The 17,924-nt window shown below is 66.9% G+C and carries 20 protein-coding genes and 1 tRNA gene; 13 read left to right on the forward strand and 8 right to left on the reverse strand.

Annotation, left to right across the window (positions count from 1 at the left end; all coding sequences use genetic code 11):
* The first annotated feature begins 16 nt into the window (after positions 1 to 16).
* The 4 genes from ACF8NF_RS24980 to ACF8NF_RS24995 all read left to right on the forward strand — a co-directional run bounded on the left by ACF8NF_RS24980 (position 17) and on the right by ACF8NF_RS24995 (position 3,429).
* Complete coding sequence (locus tag ACF8NF_RS24980) at positions 17 to 1,324, forward strand: heme biosynthesis HemY N-terminal domain-containing protein (protein ID WP_046986500.1); 1,308 nt, start codon at positions 17 to 19, stop codon at positions 1,322 to 1,324.
* A 198-nt stretch (positions 1,325 to 1,522) separates the two neighbouring features.
* Positions 1,523 to 2,116 carry a cytochrome b gene (locus ACF8NF_RS24985; protein ID WP_034365387.1) on the forward strand — a complete coding sequence of 198 codons (594 nt, stop codon included), beginning with the start codon at positions 1,523 to 1,525 and terminating at the stop codon, positions 2,114 to 2,116.
* Positions 2,117 to 2,208: 92 nt separating this feature from the next.
* On the forward strand, positions 2,209 to 2,781 hold the full coding sequence (locus ACF8NF_RS24990) for a YceI family protein (RefSeq protein ID WP_016448944.1): 573 nt from the start codon (positions 2,209 to 2,211) through the stop codon (positions 2,779 to 2,781).
* 69 nt (positions 2,782 to 2,850) lie between these two features.
* A complete protein-coding gene (locus ACF8NF_RS24995; RefSeq protein WP_016448945.1) occupies positions 2,851 to 3,429 on the forward strand; it encodes a YceI family protein in 579 nt (192 codons plus the stop codon).
* Positions 3,430 to 3,493: 64 nt separating this feature from the next.
* Here ACF8NF_RS24995 and ACF8NF_RS25000 read toward each other — a convergent pair whose 3' ends face one another.
* Complete coding sequence (locus tag ACF8NF_RS25000) at positions 3,494 to 4,999, reverse strand: PLP-dependent aminotransferase family protein (RefSeq protein WP_244386643.1); 1,506 nt, start codon at positions 4,997 to 4,999, stop codon at positions 3,494 to 3,496.
* Positions 5,000 to 5,099: 100 nt separating this feature from the next.
* Between ACF8NF_RS25000 and ACF8NF_RS25005 the strand changes: the two genes are divergently transcribed.
* From ACF8NF_RS25005 to ACF8NF_RS25015, 3 genes are read left to right on the forward strand one after another with little or no spacing between them, the layout of a single operon-like run.
* The gene (locus ACF8NF_RS25005) at positions 5,100 to 5,729 is read left to right on the forward strand and encodes an FMN-binding negative transcriptional regulator (RefSeq protein ID WP_203399819.1); all 630 of its coding nucleotides are present in this window, start codon (positions 5,100 to 5,102) and stop codon (positions 5,727 to 5,729) included.
* A gap of 34 nt (positions 5,730 to 5,763) precedes the next feature.
* Positions 5,764 to 6,111, forward strand: a complete 348-nt coding sequence (locus tag ACF8NF_RS25010) for an antibiotic biosynthesis monooxygenase family protein (RefSeq protein ID WP_392451486.1) — start codon at positions 5,764 to 5,766, stop codon at positions 6,109 to 6,111.
* 20 nt (positions 6,112 to 6,131) lie between these two features.
* Complete coding sequence (locus ACF8NF_RS25015) at positions 6,132 to 6,536, forward strand: DUF2809 domain-containing protein (protein WP_016448949.1); 405 nt, start codon at positions 6,132 to 6,134, stop codon at positions 6,534 to 6,536.
* On the opposite strand, the gene ACF8NF_RS25020 is transcribed toward ACF8NF_RS25015, so the two are convergent.
* Both ACF8NF_RS25020 and ACF8NF_RS25025 read right to left on the reverse strand, forming a co-directional pair.
* Positions 6,537 to 6,785, reverse strand: coding sequence for a DUF1272 domain-containing protein (locus ACF8NF_RS25020; RefSeq protein ID WP_012204142.1), 249 nt, complete (start codon positions 6,783 to 6,785; stop codon positions 6,537 to 6,539).
* A gap of 37 nt (positions 6,786 to 6,822) precedes the next feature.
* Positions 6,823 to 7,716, reverse strand: coding sequence for a cation diffusion facilitator family transporter (locus ACF8NF_RS25025; protein WP_074921595.1), 894 nt, complete (start codon positions 7,714 to 7,716; stop codon positions 6,823 to 6,825).
* 247 nt (positions 7,717 to 7,963) lie between these two features.
* On the opposite strand from ACF8NF_RS25025, the gene ACF8NF_RS25030 reads away from it, so the two are divergent.
* The 3 genes from ACF8NF_RS25030 to galU all read left to right on the forward strand — a co-directional run bounded on the left by ACF8NF_RS25030 (position 7,964) and on the right by galU (position 12,551).
* Positions 7,964 to 8,593 carry a VOC family protein gene (locus ACF8NF_RS25030; RefSeq protein ID WP_012204140.1) on the forward strand — a complete coding sequence of 210 codons (630 nt, stop codon included), beginning with the start codon at positions 7,964 to 7,966 and terminating at the stop codon, positions 8,591 to 8,593.
* 146 nt (positions 8,594 to 8,739) lie between these two features.
* Entirely contained in the window at positions 8,740 to 11,652 is a 2,913-nt protein-coding gene (locus ACF8NF_RS25035) for a valine--tRNA ligase (protein ID WP_392451487.1), read from the forward strand.
* 11 nt (positions 11,653 to 11,663) lie between these two features.
* Complete coding sequence (galU, locus tag ACF8NF_RS25040; RefSeq protein ID WP_016448953.1) at positions 11,664 to 12,551, forward strand: UTP--glucose-1-phosphate uridylyltransferase GalU; 888 nt, start codon at positions 11,664 to 11,666, stop codon at positions 12,549 to 12,551.
* A gap of 85 nt (positions 12,552 to 12,636) precedes the next feature.
* On the opposite strand, the gene ACF8NF_RS25045 is transcribed toward galU, so the two are convergent.
* From ACF8NF_RS25045 to cysM, 3 genes are all read right to left on the reverse strand, one after another.
* The gene (locus ACF8NF_RS25045; protein WP_012204137.1) at positions 12,637 to 12,864 is read right to left on the reverse strand and encodes a sulfurtransferase TusA family protein; all 228 of its coding nucleotides are present in this window, start codon (positions 12,862 to 12,864) and stop codon (positions 12,637 to 12,639) included.
* Positions 12,865 to 12,890: 26 nt separating this feature from the next.
* A complete protein-coding gene (locus ACF8NF_RS25050; protein WP_034365382.1) occupies positions 12,891 to 13,493 on the reverse strand; it encodes an NUDIX domain-containing protein in 603 nt (200 codons plus the stop codon).
* A 77-nt stretch (positions 13,494 to 13,570) separates the two neighbouring features.
* Positions 13,571 to 14,476, reverse strand: coding sequence for a cysteine synthase CysM (gene cysM / locus ACF8NF_RS25055; RefSeq protein ID WP_017407070.1), 906 nt, complete (start codon positions 14,474 to 14,476; stop codon positions 13,571 to 13,573).
* A gap of 39 nt (positions 14,477 to 14,515) precedes the next feature.
* Here cysM and ACF8NF_RS25060 point away from each other — a divergent pair.
* Positions 14,516 to 14,600, forward strand: a tRNA-Leu gene (locus tag ACF8NF_RS25060).
* A 638-nt stretch (positions 14,601 to 15,238) separates the two neighbouring features.
* Here ACF8NF_RS25060 and ACF8NF_RS25065 read toward each other — a convergent pair.
* Positions 15,239 to 15,460: a hypothetical protein gene (locus tag ACF8NF_RS25065; protein ID WP_016452574.1), complete on the reverse strand. Its 222-nt coding sequence runs from the start codon at positions 15,458 to 15,460 to the stop codon at positions 15,239 to 15,241.
* A gap of 252 nt (positions 15,461 to 15,712) precedes the next feature.
* Between ACF8NF_RS25065 and ACF8NF_RS25070 the strand changes: the two genes are divergently transcribed.
* Together ACF8NF_RS25070 and ACF8NF_RS25075 are read left to right on the forward strand one after the other, a co-directional pair.
* Positions 15,713 to 16,090: a CidA/LrgA family protein gene (locus tag ACF8NF_RS25070; RefSeq protein ID WP_126312443.1), complete on the forward strand. Its 378-nt coding sequence runs from the start codon at positions 15,713 to 15,715 to the stop codon at positions 16,088 to 16,090.
* Positions 16,087 to 16,833: an LrgB family protein gene (locus ACF8NF_RS25075; protein WP_392451488.1), complete on the forward strand. Its 747-nt coding sequence runs from the start codon at positions 16,087 to 16,089 to the stop codon at positions 16,831 to 16,833. The genes ACF8NF_RS25070 and ACF8NF_RS25075 overlap by 4 nt, the downstream gene beginning before the upstream one ends.
* Before the next feature lie 120 nt (positions 16,834 to 16,953).
* On the opposite strand, the gene ACF8NF_RS25080 is transcribed toward ACF8NF_RS25075, so the two are convergent.
* A complete protein-coding gene (locus tag ACF8NF_RS25080) occupies positions 16,954 to 17,901 on the reverse strand; it encodes a LysR substrate-binding domain-containing protein (RefSeq protein WP_012204131.1) in 948 nt (315 codons plus the stop codon).
* Positions 17,902 to 17,924 lie beyond the last annotated feature (23 nt).

Below are 17,924 nucleotides of genomic sequence, written 5' to 3' on the forward strand. Positions count from 1 at the left end.
GCCGGGAGACAGACGAATGCGCGCTGCACTGTGGTTGATCGGTTTGTTCGGCATGGCCGTTGCGGCCGCCTTGTTCGCGGGCTCCAACCAGGGCACGGTGACCCTGTTCTGGGCGCCCTACCGCCTGGACCTGTCACTGAACCTGGCCATTGCCATCATCGTGCTGGCCTTCGTGCTGCTGTATGCCGCGCTGCGCGCGCTGGCCGCGCTGCTGCAGATGCCGCACCAGGCGCGGCGCTGGCGCAGCCAGCAGAAAGAGCGCGCCATGCACCACAGCCTGCTGGAAGCCCTGTCGCACCAGCAGGCCGGCCGCTTCCTGCGCGCACGCAAGTCCGCGCTGGCGGCCCTGGCCATGGAAGAGTCCCTGGCCGAGACCCATGCCGCCGTGCCGCACGGCATGCGGCTGCGCGCCGCCGCCCACATGGTGGCCGCCGATGCCTCCCATGCACTGCAGGACCGCCAGCAGCGCGACCACCATTGGCGTGAGGTCCTGGCCAACGCACCGGCCCAGGGCAACGCCCAGGAGCAGGAAATGCGCGAAGGCGCACAGATGCGCGCGGCACGCTGGGCCCTGGACGACCGCGACGCATCCGACGCGCTGCGCCGCCTGGCCGAACTGCCACAGGGCGCGGCACGCCGCACGATCGCGCTGCGCATCCGCCTGAAGGCATCGCGCCTGGCAGGCCAGACATCGACGGCGCTGGACACGGCGCGCCTGCTGGCCAAGCACCGCGCCTTCTCGCCTGCGGCCGCCGCCAGCGTGGTGCGCGGCCTGGTGCTGGAGAGCATCAACGAGGCACGCGACACCACGCAGCTGCAGCACTTCTGGCTGTCGCTGGACACGGAAGAGCGCGCCATGCCCGAGATTGCGCTGCCGGCCGCATCGCGCCTCATGGCCCTGGGCGGCGAGGCCGCGCAGGCCCGTGCCTGGCTGCTGCCCGTGTGGGAGCGCCTGCTGTCCCACGCAGGCCCGCGCAGCGAATCCCACCTGCCGCGCCTGGTCCAGGTGCTGGAGCCCTGCCTGGACGGCCTGGACGGCGCCTGGCTGGCTCGCATCGAGGCGGCCAGCAATGCCCATCCGCGCGAAGCCCGCCTGCAATACCTGGCCGGCATGGCATGCGTGCAGCGCCAGCTCTGGGGCAAGGCCCAGCAGCTGTTGCTGCGCGCAGCCCCCCACCTGCAGGAAAGCGCACTGCGCACCCGCGCCTGGCAGCGCCTGGCCCTGATGGCCGAGCACCGCGGCGATGCCGATGCAGCGGCTGCCGCCTGGAAGCAGGCAGCGCAGTCCGTGGTCGTGCTGCCTGCCGATCCGACCCGGCCCTGAGCCCTCCGCGCGGCACGGCGAGCCTTCATCTTTTTTGAATCGAGCCGTCAATACCGCTGAACTCTTTTGGATTTGCCGCTTCCTACACTGCACGTTGTCCGCAGTGCACGAAGTCCACGCAGAGCGCACCGCACCCTTTCTTGCCATCCAGGGCCCCTTTGCAGGGGCCCTGAACGGTTCCAAAGCCTGCCGCCATCCATGACAGAGTCCTCAGCCCGCGCCAACGCGCCAGCAAAATCCTCCCCCAAAGCCACGCGCTACAACGGCGTGGCCATGGCTGCCCACTGGCTGCTGGCCCTGGGCCTGATCGCCGCCCTGGCCCTGGGCTGGTACATGACAGGCCTGCCGTTCTCGCCCTCGCGCCTGAAGCTCTACAACTGGCACAAGTGGCTGGGCGTCACGCTGTTGACGCTGAGCCTGCTGCGCCTGGTCTGGCGCATCACCCATCGCCCGCCCGAGCTGCCCGCCGCCGTGGCCCGCGCCATGCCCCAATGGCAGCACTGGGCCCACAACGGCACCCACCACGCCATGTACCTGCTGTTCTTTGCCGTGCCCCTGCTGGGCTGGGCCTACAGCTCGGCGGCCGGCTTTCCCATCGTCTTCCTCGGCGTGCTGCCCCTGCCCGACTTCGTGAGCGCAAGCCCCGAGCTGGCCGAAACCCTCAAGCCCCTGCACGGCTGGGCGGCCTGGGCCCTGGTCGCGCTGATCGCCATGCATGTGGGCGCCGCCCTCAAGCACCAGTTCATCGACCGCGACGGCCTCATCTCCCGCATGCTGCCGGGCCGCGCCTGAGTTTTCTCCCCCAGCCAGGGCCTGCGCACCGCGCTGCGCGCGCCCCAGCCATCCCCGATCGAATGTTTCCCGCCCCCCAAAGGAGTCCTGCCATGCGCTTTTCCGCCACGCTGACCACCATTGCCCTGGCCGCTGCGGCCCTGACCTCCCAGGCGGCCCTGGCCGAGCAAAAGCTCGTTCCCGCCCAGAGCGCCGTGAACTTCACGGCCAAGCAGATGGGCGTGCCCCTGCAGGGCCACTTCAAGAAATTCGACGCCCAGGTCCAGTTCGACACGGCCAAGCCTGACACCAGCAAGATCCGCTTCACCGTGGACACCGGCAGCGCCACCATGGGCGCCAAGGAAACCGATGCCGAGCTGCCCAAGGCCGATTGGTTCAATGTCGCCAAATTCCCCCAGGCCGTCTTCGACTCCACGGCCGTCAAGGCGCTGGGCGGCGGCAAGTACCAGGTGGACGGCAAGCTCAGCATCAAGGGCCAGGTCCAGAACGTGAGCATTCCCGTGCAACTGGCACAGTCCGGCACCACGACCACGGCCACCGGCACTCTGCCGCTCAAGCGCCTGCAGTTCAAGATCGGCGAAGGCGAATGGGGCGATACCTCCATGGTGGCCGACGAGGTCCAGGTGCAATTCAAGCTGGCCCTGACCGGCGTGGGCAAGCTGTAAGCGGCACTCTTGCCCAGGATTGGCCGTTTTCTTTTCCGTTTCGTGCAACCCCAACCTAGGAGTTCTTTCATGCGCACTTCCGTGTTTGCCCTGGCCATTGCCGGCCTGTTCGCCACCGCTGCCCAGGCGGCTCCCGCAACCTACGCCATCGACCCGACGCACACCTTCGCCACGTTCGAGATCGACCACAACGGTGCCTCGACCAACCGCGTGCGCTTCGACAAGAAGAGCGGCACCGTGGAATTCGACCGTGACGCCAAGGCCGGCAAGGTCGAAGTCGTGCTGGAAATGGACTCGCTGAGCTCGGGCACCGCCGCCTTCGACAAGCACCTCAAGAGCGCCGACATCTTCAACGTGGCCAAGTTCCCCCAGGCCAAGTTCGTCTCCGACAAGTTCGTCTTCGACGGCGACAAGCTCAAGGAAGTCACCGGCCAGCTGACCATCCTGGACAAGACCCAGCCCGTGACCATCAAGGCCAACAAGTTCACCTGCTACCCCAACGCCATGCTGCAAAAGCGCGAGACCTGCGGCGGCGACTTCGAGGCCGTGATCGACCGCACCGCCTTCGGCGTGAACTACGGCGTGGACTACGGCTTCCCCAAGCAAGTGCGCCTGGTGATGTCCATCGAAGCGGTCAAGCAGCAGTAAGACCGCGCTGGGCAAAGCGCCTTTAGAGGCGTCGGCACCCAAGGCCCGTGAACCGGCACCCCGGTCACGGGCTTTTTTGCGTTGCGGATTGGGTCTGCCACTGACTGACCACGCCCGCCAGCCTGCGCACCCCTTGCTCGATGGCCTGAGGCTGCAGGCTCGCATAGCCCAGGACCAGCCCGGCGCAGGACTGGCGGCGATGGGCGTCACCGGCCGCATAGAGCGGCGAGATGGGGCGCACGCCCACGCCGCGCTCTCGCGCCAGACGCACCAGGGCAATTTCATCGCGCTGGTGCACGGCAGGCACCCAGGCCACCACATGCAGGCCGGAGGCCGAACCTTCGACCTGCACCGCGCCCGGCAGGTGCCGCTCCAGCGCCTGCAGCAATGCCGCCCTGCGGCCTTCGTTGCGGCGGCGGACGGCGCGCACATGGCGCTCGTAGCTGCCGTCCTCGATCAGCGCGGCCAGCACCAGCTGGTCCAGGCGCGGCGCATGCCGGTCGGCCAGCCGACGGGCTTCCCGGAACACGGGCACCAGGGACGGCGGCAGCACCAGGTAGCCCATGCGCATCTGCGGGGACAAGGCCTTGGAGAAAGTGCCGACATGGATGACGCAACCCACCTCGTCAATGGACTGCAGGGCGTCGATGGGACGCAGCCCGTAGCGGAACTCGCCGTCGTAGTCGTCCTCCAGAATCCAGGCACCCGTGGCGCGCGCCCAGGCCAGCAACTGCTGCCTGCGGCCTATGGGCAGCACGCCGCCCAGCGGAAACTGGTGCGAGGGCGTGACATAGGCCAGACGCGCCTGGCGCCCGACCAGCGCCGAGGTATCCAGGCCCTGTTCATCGACGGCCATTTCCTGCAGGCATGCGCCCTGGGCCTCGAACACGCGGCGCGCCATCAGGTAGCAGGGCTCTTCCATCAGCACGGTCTCGCCCGGATCGACCAGCACGCGCGCGCACAGGTCGATGGCCTGCTGCGAGCCCTGCACCACCACGATCTGATCGGCCGAACAGACAAGCCCCCGCGCCCTTCGCAGATAGCCTTGCAGCGCCATGCGCAGCGCCGGCTCGCCTTCGGGCGCGTCGTAGGACAGGGAGGACTGGCGCTGCACGATGGCGCGGTTGTAGGCGCGCCGCCAGGCCAGCGTGGGAAAGTCATCAAAGGCCAGGGCGCCGTACAGAAAGTCGATCACGGCAGGCCCTTCATCCCCGGCGCGAGCGGGCTGGGCCTGCGCCAGCGCATCCACGCGCCGTCCATAGGAAGACAGGCGGGAACGGCAATCCTGCGCCGCAGCCGCAATGCGGGGCGCGCGGCTGCGCTGCTCCGCGCCAGCTGCCACGCGCGCCCGGGCGCCCTGTGCAGTCTCCAGATAGCCCTCGGCCGCAAGCTGCTCGTAGGCCGCCGTGATGGTGGTGCGCGACACACCCAGGTCCAGCGCCAGCGCGCGGGTGGAAGGCAGGCGCGCGCCCACGGCCAGGCTGCCGTCGGCCATCTGGGATTTCAGCCATTCGTGGATGCGGCGGGCGCCGGGCGCAGCCCCGGTATCGGCAGCGAAATGGGACTTCAACTGGTCTTCCAAAAAATCACGAAACTGGATTTTTCATTGTGCCAGGGATGGTGGATAGTCCGGTTTCCCCCGATGCCGGTCCACCGTTGCACCAAGCTCCATGTACACGCCCGCCCATTTCTCCCTCACCGATTCCGACAGCCTGCACGGCCTGATCCGCAGCCACCCCCTGGGCACGCTCGTCACCCAGGCCAACGGCGTGCTGGACGCCAACCACCTGCCGTTCCTGCTGGATGCGGCCCCAGGGGAGATGGGCACGCTGAGCGCCCATGTGGCCCGCGCCAATCCCATCTGGCAGCAGTGCCGCGACGGCGCCGAGGTGCTGGTCATCTTCCGTGGTGCCGAAGGCTATATCTCGCCCAGCTGGTATCCAAGCAAGCACGAGACGCACCGCCTGGTGCCCACCTGGAACTACGAGGCCGTGCATGTGCACGGGCAAATCAGCATCCATGACGACGAGAGATTCGTGCGCGGCCTGGTCGGCCGGCTCACCCGGGTCCATGAGGCATCGCAGGCCCAGCCCTGGAAGATGTCCGACTCGCCGCGTGAATTCATCGACGGCATGCTGCAGGCCATCGTCGGCCTGCAGATCCGCATCACCCGCCTGGAGGGCAAGGCCAAGCTCAGCCAGAACCGGCAGGCCCGCGACCTGGACGGCGCCATCGGCGCGCTGCGCGAGCGCGGACAGGAGCCGCTGGCCCGCACCATGGATGCGGCGCCGCGCATCTAGCGCCAGCCACCCTCACACAGGTTGCCAACCACCGATGTACACATCCACCTTCACCTTCGCGCCGGGCGAATACGACGCGCAGTTCCATGCCCTTGACGGCCGGATCGCCGCGATCGCCCGCGCCATCCCCGGCTACCTGGGCGAAGAGGCCTGGGAGAACCCCGCCACAGGCCTGGTCTCCAACGTCTACTACTGGCAGACCTGGGAGGCGCTGCAAGAGCTGATGCGCCACCCTGCGCATATAGAGGCCAAGCGGCAGCAGGCGCGCTGGCTCAAGGGCTACCAGGTGGTGATCGCCCAGGTGGTGGGCAGCTACGGCGATGGCGGGATAGCGCACCCGCTGGCCACCGCTGCGCAAGGCACTGCGCACCCGGCTCGCTGACCGGACCCGCTTTTGGCCCGATGATGGCGGCCATGCGATGGCGTTTTGATCCTGTTTCCCTGGTGTGGGCGGTGGCCCTGTTTGTCCTGCTCGTGCTGCTGGCCACCGTCGGCGCACGCTGGGGCTGGGTGCGCAGCTTCTTCGGCGACGTGTTGGCCGTGGCCTGGGTCTATGCCGTGTTCAAGACCGTGATCGCCGCGCGCGTGCTGACGCTGGCATCGGCCGCACTGTGCGTGGGCCTGCTGGTGGAGCTGGGCCAGTTCCTGGCATCGACCTTCCAGTTGCACATTCCCAACCGCGCCTTGCGCATCGTGCTGGGCAGCACGGCCGACTGGTGGGATGTGCTGGCCTATGTGATGGGTTTTGCAGCCGTGCTGGTGGTGGAGGCTGCGTTCCGTGGCCGCAGAGCCAGGCCTGTGCTCTGATCAGGCCCGTACAGCGCAGCCACCGGCCTTGAGCACCCGCTTCGTCGAGGCCGGATACCGCTCCAGCTTGTCCGCCGGCCGGCGCGGCCTGGCCACCAGCTCGCCACCGCAGTTGGGGCAGGCGCCGTGCAGCACATGATCCGCACAGCCGGCACAGAACGTGCACTCGAAGGTGCAGATGCGGGCCTCGGCAGACTCTGGCGGCAGGTCCTTGTCGCAGCATTCGCAGTTGGGTCGAAGCTCAAGCATCGGTGCACTCCGGGTGTGGTCCATGAAGACTGGCATCCTAGTGGATGTGCTCTGCCGGGGAGCGGTCCTCGCGCTCCATCTGCAGCGTCGTATGGTGCAGGTCGAAGCCGGCCTGCAGCCTGTCCTCGATATCGCGACGCACCTGCTCGCCGTCCGCGCCGGGCAGCAGCACCACATGGCCGGTCAGCATGGGCTTGCTCTGCGTGACCGCCCACAGGTGGACATCGTGGATTGCTGCCACGCCCGCCGTGCCCGCAATCGTCTCGCGCACCGCCTGCAGGCTCATCCCCGAGGGCACGCCTTCCAGCAGGATATTGATGCACTCGCGCAGCAGGGTCCAGGTCCGCGGGAACACCATGAAGCCGATGCCCACGGCCACCGCCGAGTCGATCCACCGCCAGCCCGTCAGCCAGATCAGCGCGGCACCGGCGAGCACGCCGATCGAGCCCAGCATGTCAGCCCACACCTCCAGGTACGCGCCCTTCACGTTCAGGCTCTCGTCCTTGCCGCCCGACAGCAGGCGCATGGAGATCAGATTGATCACCAGGCCCGCGGCCGCCACCGCCATCATGCCCAGGGACTGGATTTCTGCAGGTGCCGACAGGCGGCGGTAGGCCTCATACAGGATGTAGAAGGCCACGCCCAGCAGCACCAGCGCATTGACGGCGGCGGCCAGGATCTCGAAGCGCGCATAGCCGTAGGTGCGCAGCAGGTCGGCTGCCTTGCGGCCGGCGCGTATGGCCACCAGGGCCAGCAGCAGCGCCATCGCGTCGGTCAGCATGTGCATGGCGTCGGAGATCAGGGCCAGGCTGCCCGTGACCATGCCGCCGATGATCTCCACCACCATGAAGGTGCCGGTCAATCCGAAGGCAAACCAGAGACGGGATTCCGGCAGGGCGCGCACGTCGCCGTGCTGATGGCTGTCGCTCATGAGGTTCCTTGACTTGAAAACGGTTGTGAACAGAGGGCCCCCGCATCCATGGCGACCATGGCAAGCGGGGGGATCGGACCTCGATGAGAAAGCGTGAAGTGACTTGAAGGTCAAGTGCTGGCGGCAACTCGGCACCGCAGGTGGCCCGGACACCGCAGCGCGCATATCCCTGCATCCATCGCAACATTTCATTTAGGTAAATTGATTACGAATAGTAGAATCAAGACATCCACCAAGGAGACATTCGATGAACACAAGCGCCCGTCCCGACCTGTCCACACTGCCACCGCCCGCCGCCGTGCAGCAGCTGCACCACTACGCCTACAAGGCCCGCGATGCCGAGGAGACCCGCCACTTCTACGAGGACATCCTGGGCCTGCCGCTCTACCACATCATCCAGAGCGACTACGTGCCCAGCACGGGCGAGTACTGCCCCTACACGCACTTCTTCTTCCGCCTGAAGGATGGGTCGTTCATCGCCTTCTTCGACATCGGCGACGACGAAAAGGCCCTGCCCTCGCCCAACACGCCGCTGTGGATCAACCACATCGCCTTCCGCGTGGACACCGTCGAGGAACTGGAGAACACCAAGGCCCGCCTGGTGGCGCATGGCATCGAGGTGCTGGGCGTGACCGACCACCACATCTTCAAGAGCATCTATTTCTTCGATCCCAACGGCATCCGCCTGGAGCTGTCGGCCCAGCTGGCCGACGAAGTGCAGATGGCGCGCGAAAGCACCACCGCCCACGCCCGCCTGAACGAGTGGACGGCACGCAAGGAGCAATGGCGCAAGGAACGCGCCGAAGGCAAGGCCGCCCAGCCGCTCAAGCCCCAGAGCAACGACCGGCCCGAGTTCGTCCCCGACGCAGCGGCCTGAATAAGACCCGGCGAACAGGCAGGCGGGCGGGGTCGGTAGAATCCCCGTCAAACCGTCATCCATTTCGCATATGCAGACGGCATCCCTTCAACGGATGCCGTTTTCATTTGCCAAACGCCATTCGCACAATTCCCCGCAAGCAAGCCATGAGCGACACCATTGCCCAGCCAGGCCTCGACAGCCTGTCCAAATCGTTTGAACCCGCCGCCATCGAGGCCCAATGGGGCCCCGAATGGGAAAAGCGCGGCTACGGCGCAGCCGGCGTGCGCGGCACGGGCCAGGCAGATGCATCCCAGCCCTCGTTCTCCATCCAGCTGCCGCCGCCCAATGTGACGGGCACGCTGCACATGGGCCATGCGTTCAACCAGACCATCATGGACAGCCTCACGCGCTACCACCGCATGAAGGGCCACAACACGGTCTGGGTGCCCGGCACCGACCACGCGGGCATCGCCACGCAGATCGTGGTGGAGCGCCAGCTGCAGGAGCAGGGCATCGCCAGCCGCCACGACATGGGCGCGACGCCTCCCGAGGCGCGCAAGAACTTCGTGAGCAAGGTCTGGGAGTGGAAGAACCAGAGCGGCAACACCATCACCGGCCAGATGCGCCGCATGGGCGACAGCGTGGACTGGAGCCGCGAGTACTTCACCATGGACGACAAGCTGTCGTCCATCGTCAACGAGACCTTCGTGCGCCTGTACCAGCAGGGCCTGATCTACCGTGGCAAGCGCCTGGTGAACTGGGACCCCAAGCTGATGTCCGCCGTCTCCGACCTCGAGGTCGAGAACGAGGAAAAGGACGGCTCGCTGTGGCACATCGCCTACCCGCTGGCCGACGGCTCGGGCCAGCTCGTGGTGGCCACCACGCGCCCGGAAACCATGCTGGGCGACGCAGCCCTGATGGTGCACCCCGAGGACGAGCGCTACCAGGCGCTGATCGGCAAGACCGTGATCCTGCCCCTGGTGGGCCGCGAGATCCCCATCATTGCCGACGACTACGTGGACCGCGAGTTCGGCACGGGCGTGGTCAAGGTCACGCCTGCGCATGACAACAACGACTACGCCGTGGGCCAGCGCCACGGCCTGCCGATGATCTGCGTGCTGACGCTGACGGCCACCATCAACGACGAGGCGCCCGAGAAGTACCGCGGCATGGACCGCTTCGTGGCGCGCAAGGCCATCGTGGCCGACCTGGACGCGGCCGGCCTGCTGGTCGAGACCAAGAAGCACAAGCTCATGGTGCCCATCTGCACGCGCACGGGCCAGGTGATCGAGCCCATGCTGACCGACCAGTGGTTCGTGGCAATGAACAAGGTCGGCGAAGGCGATGCCACGGGCAAGTCCATCGCGCAGAAGGCCATCGATGCCGTCTCCAGCGGCCAGGTGCAGTTCGTGCCCGAGAACTGGGTCAACACCTACAACCAGTGGATGAACAACATCCAGGACTGGTGCATCTCGCGCCAGCTGTGGTGGGGCCACCAGATTCCGGCCTGGTTCGACGAGGACGGCAAGGTCTACGTGGCCCGCACCGAGGAAGAAGCCCAGGCCCAGGCCCCCGGCAAGACGCTCACGCGCGACGAGGACGTGCTGGACACCTGGTACTCCTCGGCCCTGGTGCCGTTCTCCACCATGGGCTGGCCGAACCAGACCGAGGCGGCCGACGATGACTACAACCTCTACCTGCCCAGCTCGGTGCTGGTCACGGGCTACGACATCATCTTCTTCTGGGTCGCCCGGATGATCATGATGACCACGCACTTCACGGGCCGCGTGCCCTTCCGCCATGTCTACATGCATGGCCTGGTGCGTGACGCCCAGGGCAAGAAGATGAGCAAGTCCGAGGGCAACGTGCTCGACCCCGTGGACCTGATCGACGGCATCGACCTGGACACCCTGCTGGACAAGCGCACCCAGGGCCTGCGCCGCCCCGAGACCGCCCCCCAGGTGCGCAAGAACACGCAAAAGGAATTCCCCGAGGGCATTCCCGCCTACGGCGCCGATGCGCTGCGCTTCACCTTCGCGGCCCTGGCCTCGCTGGGCCGCTCCATCAACTTCGACAGCAAGCGCTGCGAGGGCTACCGCAACTTCTGCAACAAGCTGTGGAACGCCAGCCGCTTCGTGCTGATGAACTGCGAAGGCCATGACTGCGGCCTGCTGCCCCACACCAAGGAGCAATGCCAGGCCGGCGGCGAGTTCGCGGGCTACATGCAGTTCAGCCAGCCCGACCGCTGGATCACCTCGCAGCTGCAGAAGGTCGAGGCCGAAGTGGCCAAGGGCTTTGCCGAATTCCGCCTGGACAACGTGGCCAACGCGCTGTACGACTTCGTCTGGAACGAGTTCTGCGACTGGTACCTGGAAATCGCCAAGGTGCAGATCCAGACCGGCAGCGAGGCCCAGCAGCGCGCCACGCGCCGCACGCTGATCCGCACGCTGGAGGCCATCCTGCGCCTGGCCCACCCCATCATCCCGTTCGTGACCGAAGCCCTGTGGCAGAAGGTCGCCCCGGTCGCCGGCCTGCCCGGCGAGTCCGTGGCCGTGGCCCGCTACCCCGAGGCCCAGCCCGAGAAGATCGACGAGGCCGCCATCGCCTACGTGGGCCGCATCAAGCAGATGATCGACGCCTGCCGCACGCTGCGCGGCGAGATGGGCGTGTCGCCCGCACAGCGCCTGCCGCTGCTGGCCGTGGCCAGCTCGGACGACGAGGCGCAGTTCCTGCGCACCAACGCCGCCGTGCTTCAGAACCTGGCCAAGCTCAGCGAAGTCAAGGTGTTCGACGACGAAGCCGCCTGGGCCGAGGCCGCCCAGGCCGCGCCCGTCTGCGTGGTGGGCGAGGCGCGCCTGGCGCTGTTCGTGGAGATCGACGTGGCGGCCGAAAAGGCCCGCCTGTCCAAGGAAGCCGCACGCCTGGAAGGCGAAATCACCAAGGCCAATGCCAAGCTGGGCAACGAGGCCTTCGTGGCCAAGGCACCCCCGGCCGTCATCGACCAGGAAAAGAAGCGCGTGGCCGACTTCGGCGCAACGCTGATCCGCATCCAGGAACAACTCGCCCGCCTGGGTTGAAAGATCCGTTTATGAGCACCCAGACCCGTGTCCGCAAAGCCGTGTTTCCCGTTGCCGGGCTCGGCACGCGCTTTCTGCCCGCCACCAAGGCCTCTCCCAAGGAGATGCTGCCCGTGGTGGACAAGCCGCTGATCCAGTACGCCGTGGAAGAGGCCTACGAGGCCGGCATCCGCGACATGATCTTCGTCACCGGCCGCAGCAAGCGCGCCATCGAGGACCATTTCGACACCGCCTACGAGCTGGAAAACGAGCTGGAGAACGCCGGCAAGCAGGCCATGCTGGAGCTGGTGCGCAGCATCAGCCCCGCCGACATGAACTGCCTGTTCGTGCGCCAGCCGCGCTCCCTGGGCCTGGGCCACGCCGTGCTGTGCGCCGAGCCGCTGGTGGGCAACGAGCCCTTTGCCGTGCTGCTGGCCGACGACCTGATGGTGGGCGAGTCCGGCGGCCCGGGCGTGATGGCCCAGATGACCTCGGCTTTCCAGAAACAGGGCCGCTCCCTGCTGGCCGTGCAGGAAGTGCCGCTGGAGCAGACCAAGCGCTACGGCATCGTGGCTGGCGAGCCGGCTGGCGGCGCGCTGATGCGCATCGAGAAGATCGTGGAAAAGCCCGCGCCCGAGAAGGCGCCCTCGCGCATGGGCGTGGCTGGCCGCTACGTGCTGACACCGGCCATCTTCGAGGAGATCCGCAACCAGCCCAAGGGCGTGGGCGGCGAGATCCAGCTGACAGACGCCATCGAACGCCTGATGGCCCATGAAGCCGTCTACGCCTTCCAGTACCAGGGCAAGCGCTACGACTGCGGCAGCAAGGAAGGCTTTTTGCAGGCCACGGTGGAGCTGGCGCTACAGCATGAGGACGTGGGCGCGAGCTTCCGCGAATACCTGCAGGGCCTGAGCATCTGAGGCCGGGCCCCAGGGCCGCCCCTGCCCCATGCAAAAGGCCTGCGAAAGCAGGCCTTTTTCTTTGGAGCGAGCCGCGTGCAGCCGCTCAGCGCCGGCGCAGGATGTGGATGAACTCCGCGCCCACGGTCTGCTGCTCCACCAGTTCATTGCCGGTCTGCTTGGCGAAGGCCTGGAAGTCGCGCAGCGATCCGGTATCCGTGGCCACCACCTTGAGCAACTGGCCGCTGTCCAGTTCGGCCAGCGCCTTCTTGGCCTTGAGAATGGGCAGCGGGCAGTTGAGCCCGCGCGTGTCGATTTCCTTGTGAATTTCCATCGGATGCACCTCTTGAGCCTGGGATTCTAGGCGGCATCGCGGCGGAGGCCGGCAGCAGTGTCTTGATCGGCGCGACTCGCTTCAGCCTCCTGGGCCTGCTCGGCGCGCTTCCAGAAGTCACGGATCACAGGATCATGCCCCCGGCTGCGCAGCCACTTGGCCAGCGCCATGCCGGTGCCCGAAGGCCAGGCCTGGACTTTCTCGGGCTCCAGCAGGCGGTATTCCAGCAGCTCGGGCGACAGCCGGACCTGGCCGCTGGCGCGCACATGGAAGGCGATGATCACCTGGTTCATGCGCAGGAACTCATGCACGCTGATCAGCTCCAGCGACTCGGCCTTCAGGCCGGTTTCCTCCGCCACCTCGCGCGCCACGCCCTCCTCGGGCGACTCGCCGGCCTCCATGAAGCCCGTGATCAGGCCGAAGACCTTCTCGGGCCAGGCCGCATTGCGCGCCAGCAGCACCTTGCCGTCCAGCTCCACGATGGCGGCCAGCACGGGCGTGGGATTGTTCCAGTGCGTCCAGCCGCACTCGGGGCAGCGCAGGCGCGATACATCGCCGCCGTCCTCGGCCTGGATCACCCACTGCAGGGGGGTGGCGCAGTGCGTGCAATAGCGGGTTTCATAGTGCATGGGGCTGTTCCTGGTTTTTTGCTGTCCTGGCTCAATGCAAACAGGAAGGCCCGCCGGAAGGCGGGCCTGTCGCTGCGTCAGGCGGGGAAGACGCCCGTGGACAGATAGCGGTCGCCGCGGTCGCAGACCACGAAGACGATGGTGGCGTTGTTCTCGCGCTCGGCAATCTGCTGGGCCACCCAGCAGGCGCCCGCCGCCGAGATGCCGGCAAAGATGCCTTCCTCGCGCGCCAGGCGGCGCGCCATGTCTTCGGCATCGTCCTGGCCCACGAGCACGGTCTCGTCGATCAGCGAGGCGTCGTAGATCTTGGGCATGTATTCCTCGGGCCACTTGCGGATGCCAGGGATGCGCGAGCCCTCGGCCGGCTGGGCGCCCACGATGCGGATGGCAGGGTTCTTTTCCTTGAGGAACTTCGCCACGCCGGTGATCGTGCCCGTGGTGCCCATGGCGCTCACGAAATGGGTGATCTCGCCGCCGGTCTGCTCCCACAGCTCGGGGCCGGTGGTCTCGTAGTGGATACGCGGGTTGTCGGGGTTGCCGAACTGGTCGAGCACCACGCCCTTGCCCTGGGCCACCATCTGGTCGGCCAGGTCGCGCGCGTATTCCATGCCGCCGCTCTTGGGCGTGAGGATCAGCTCGGCGCCATAGGCCTTCATCGTCTGGGCACGCTCGATGGACAGGTCCTCGGGCATGATCAGCACCATCCGGTAGCCCTTGATCGTGGCGGCCATGGCCAGCGCAATGCCGGTATTGCCCGAGGTCGCCTCGATCAGCGTGTCGCCGGGCTTGATGTCGCCGCGCTCTTCGGCGCGGCGGATCATCGACAGGGCCGGCCTGTCCTTGACCGAACCGGCCGGATTGTTGCCTTCCAGCTTGCCCAGCACCACGTTGCCACGTTCCTGGCGAGACTGCGCACCGATGCGCTGCAATGCCACCAGGGGCGTGCGGCCGATGGCGTCTTCGATGGTCGGATAAATTTTCATAGCCTCACACTGTGCCATAATTCGCCCCTGCGCTAAGTAGCCCGGGTGGTGAAATTGGTAGACGCAGGGGACTCAAAATCCCCCGCCGCAAGGCGTGCCGGTTCGATTCCGGCCCCGGGCACCAGAGATTACGTAGCCGAAAAAGCAGTCCGCTGCTTTTTCGGCTATTTCTTTTCCGGCCGCTGTCTTCACAGTGTCCGCACACCCCTCCTTCCTGCACCAGCCCTTTTCAGCGGCTGCACTGCAATTCAAGGCCTCCAGCCTGACCAGATCCTGCGTCCTCATGCCTTGGGCGGGATAGCCCCTGCGCGCTTTCACCCGCACACCACCCAACCTGTGTACAACTTTGGCATCAAGCCACCGCCAAGGCGGAAACGGACTGCAATCAGGCGCATGTCCAGCCCGCCTCGAATCGCCCCCACCGCGGCCTGCCCCCTAGCCTTGCCCAGTGCGCGAAATCCGGCACCTTCCCTCTGAAAACCGGTATCTGCACCATCGCCATGCAGCCAATTTCCGGCGCGGGCACCAGCCCGGTGCGCCCGCTGCAAAAGCCTGGTGATGCCCATGAAAAAAGCCACCCTGGGGTGGCTTTTTTTCTCCACAGAACCCTTGAACAACCCTGTGGATATTCAGTGAACAGCAAGTGAACGAGGCGTCCAAGTGCTTGCATTCACTGGCCGCAAGCTAGGCTGCCTGCAAATCAGGCAGCCCCTGAATCCAAGGGAAAACCCTTGAAATCGGGGTCACCTGTCGCGCCGCGCCTCAGGCATCGGAGCGGCGGATCTGGGCACGGCCCGCCGCCGTGATGTGCCATTGATGGCTGCTGTCCACTTCGACCAGTCCACGCTCGCGCAGCCTCTTGGACAGATGCTCGCGCGCCGCGCTTTCCAGCGACACGGGCTCGCCCATTTCCAGCTTCTTGAGCACTTCGAGTTCATCCACCGTCGGCTCGTACACGGGTGCGTGATATGTGGTTTCGGCCATCGCTACTCCTTCGCTATTCAAAGTCTCATGCCCCGGCACTGCCCAAGGCATGGGTCCCAACATAGCGTTGGCCGGGACGCCGCGCAATCGGTGTCCGCACCTTTTTTCGCGATGTGGGCGATGATGGCACGCTTTGCGGCGGCGTCCCACAGGTGCCAGGGCACTGCCCTGTCCGGGAAACGGGCAGCCCGCTCTCTTGCCGCCGCCCTCTGCTCTCCGCTCTTGCCATCTGCTCCAGGGATTCAGGTTTTCATGTTGTACGCCATCACCGCCTTGTTCGCCTTCCAGTTGCTGGGAGAGGCCATCGTCCAGCTCACGGGGCTGCCGCTTCCGGGAGCGCTTATGGGCACGCTGCTGCTGCTGGCGGCGCTGCTGCTGCACGGCCGCCTGCCCGAGTCGCTGGAGAAGGCCGCCGGCGTGCTGCTGCAGAACATGATGCTGCTGTTCATTCCCGTCATTGCAGGCGTGATGCTGGAGTTCGACCGGCTGTCGCGCGAATGGCAGCCCTTCGTGATCGCCTGCGTGGCCGGCGCGGCCATTACCTTCCTGGCCACGGCCTTCACCTTCCGCTGGTGCCTGGAGCGCCAGCGCGCCCGCGAAGCGGCTGCCCACCAGGGAGACAAGGCATGAGCGTGCTCACCACCCACTGGCACAGCGCCTGGCAGTCGCTGTCCGGCAATGCCTCCACCGCCCACCTGCCCTGGCTGGTGCTGACCATGGCCGTCTACCTGGCGGCCATGGCGCTGTACCGCCGAAGCGGCAACCATCCGCTCCTGATTCCCGTGTTCACGGCCGTCGTCGTCATCGTGGGCGTGCTGCTGGCCACGGGCACCTCCTATGCCAGCTACCGCAGCGGCGTCTCGCTGCTGGGACTGCTGATCGGCCCGGCCACCGTCGCGCTGGCAATTCCGCTGTACGCCCAGCGCGAGCGCATACGCGCGCTGTGGCTGCCCATCAGCGTGGCGCTGGCCGTGGGCTGCGTGGTGGCGTTGCTGTCGGCACTGCTGATTGGCTGGAGCCTGGGCGCCACGGTGCAGACGCTGGTAGCGCTGGCGCCCAAGTCGGCCACCATTCCCATCGCCCTGCCCATGGCCGAGCGCTTTGGCGGCCCGGCCTCGCTGGCGGCCGTGGCCGTGGCCATCACCGGCATTGCGGGCACGATGATGGCGCCGCTGCTGATCCGCCTGGTGCGCAGCGATGACCCGGCCGTGCAGGGTTTTGCCCTGGGACTTACGGCCCACGCCATCGGCACGGCACGCGCGCTGCAGGTGAATCCGACCATGGGCGCCTTCTCGGCCCTGGCCATGGGCCTGAACGGCGTGGCCACGGCCGTGGTCATGCCGCTGTGCCTGGCCGTGCTGCCCTGGTTTTGAGCGCGATTGCGGGTTTTCCCCAGAGACACCCCCACAAGCCTGTGGACAAGCGCCGCCAGCAGCAAGGATAAGTCAGTTAAGTGACTGTCATCGTTGAACAATCCAAGGCCTGCTTAATTTTCAGGCAGGCCGGTGCTCCCTGGCGCGCTGCTGCAGCCATGAAGAGAACACGCGCAGGGCGGGCGCGGGCTGGGCATCGGGCGCCAGGGCCGGGGTGACCAGGTAGTAGGCGCGGTTGCCGCGCAGCGGCTGGGGGCAGGCAATGATGAGGTCGCCGCGCGCCAGCTCCTGCTCGATCAGCATAGGCGGCATCAGCGCCACGCCCAGGCCCTGGCTGGCGGCCACGGCCAGCATGGAAAACAGCTCCAGCCGCATGCCGTCCAGCGCGCGCGGCGCGGCCACGCCCATGGCATCGAACCACTGCTGCCAGCCGTAGGGCCGCGTGCTTTGCTGCAGCAGCGGCATCCGGGCCACGATGTCCGCCCCCACGGGCAGCCAGGCGCGGCCCGGCTCGCGCGCCTGCGCCGTGGCCAGCAATTGCGGGCTGCACACGGGCACCACCTCTTCGTCCATCAGCCATTGCGCCTGCACACCGGGCCAGCGTGCCACCTGCTCGGGCGTGCCTGCATAGAGCGCAGCATCGAACACGGTATCGGCAAACAGGAAGGGCCGCGTCTGCACATCGATGTGCACCGTGACCTCGGGATGCTCGCGCGCCAGCTGCGGCAGGCGCGGCAGCAGCCAGCGCGTGGCGAAGGTGGGCACGGCCGCCAGGTTGAGCGGGCCTCCCTCGCCCTGGTGGGCCATGATGTCCAGCGTGTCGCGCTCCAGGCCGTGCAGCCAGCGCGAGACCTGCTGGGCGTACTGCGTGCCGGCCTCCGTCAGCAGCACGCCGTGGCGCGTGCGCCGGAACAGTTGCACGCCCAGGAACTCCTCCAGCGCAATGATCTGGCGCGATACCGCGCTTTGCGTGAGCGACAGCTCCTGCGCCGCACGCGTGTAGCTGATGTGGCGGGCGGCCGACTCGAAGCAGGCAAGGGCTTGGGTGGATGGCAGGGCTCTACGCATATCTCATGAATTCAATGCACTTC

Origin of the sequence: Delftia sp. WSY_22, from assembly GCF_043104185.1 — a bacterium.
Classification (GTDB): Bacteria; Pseudomonadota; Gammaproteobacteria; order Burkholderiales; family Burkholderiaceae_C; genus Comamonas; species Comamonas tsuruhatensis.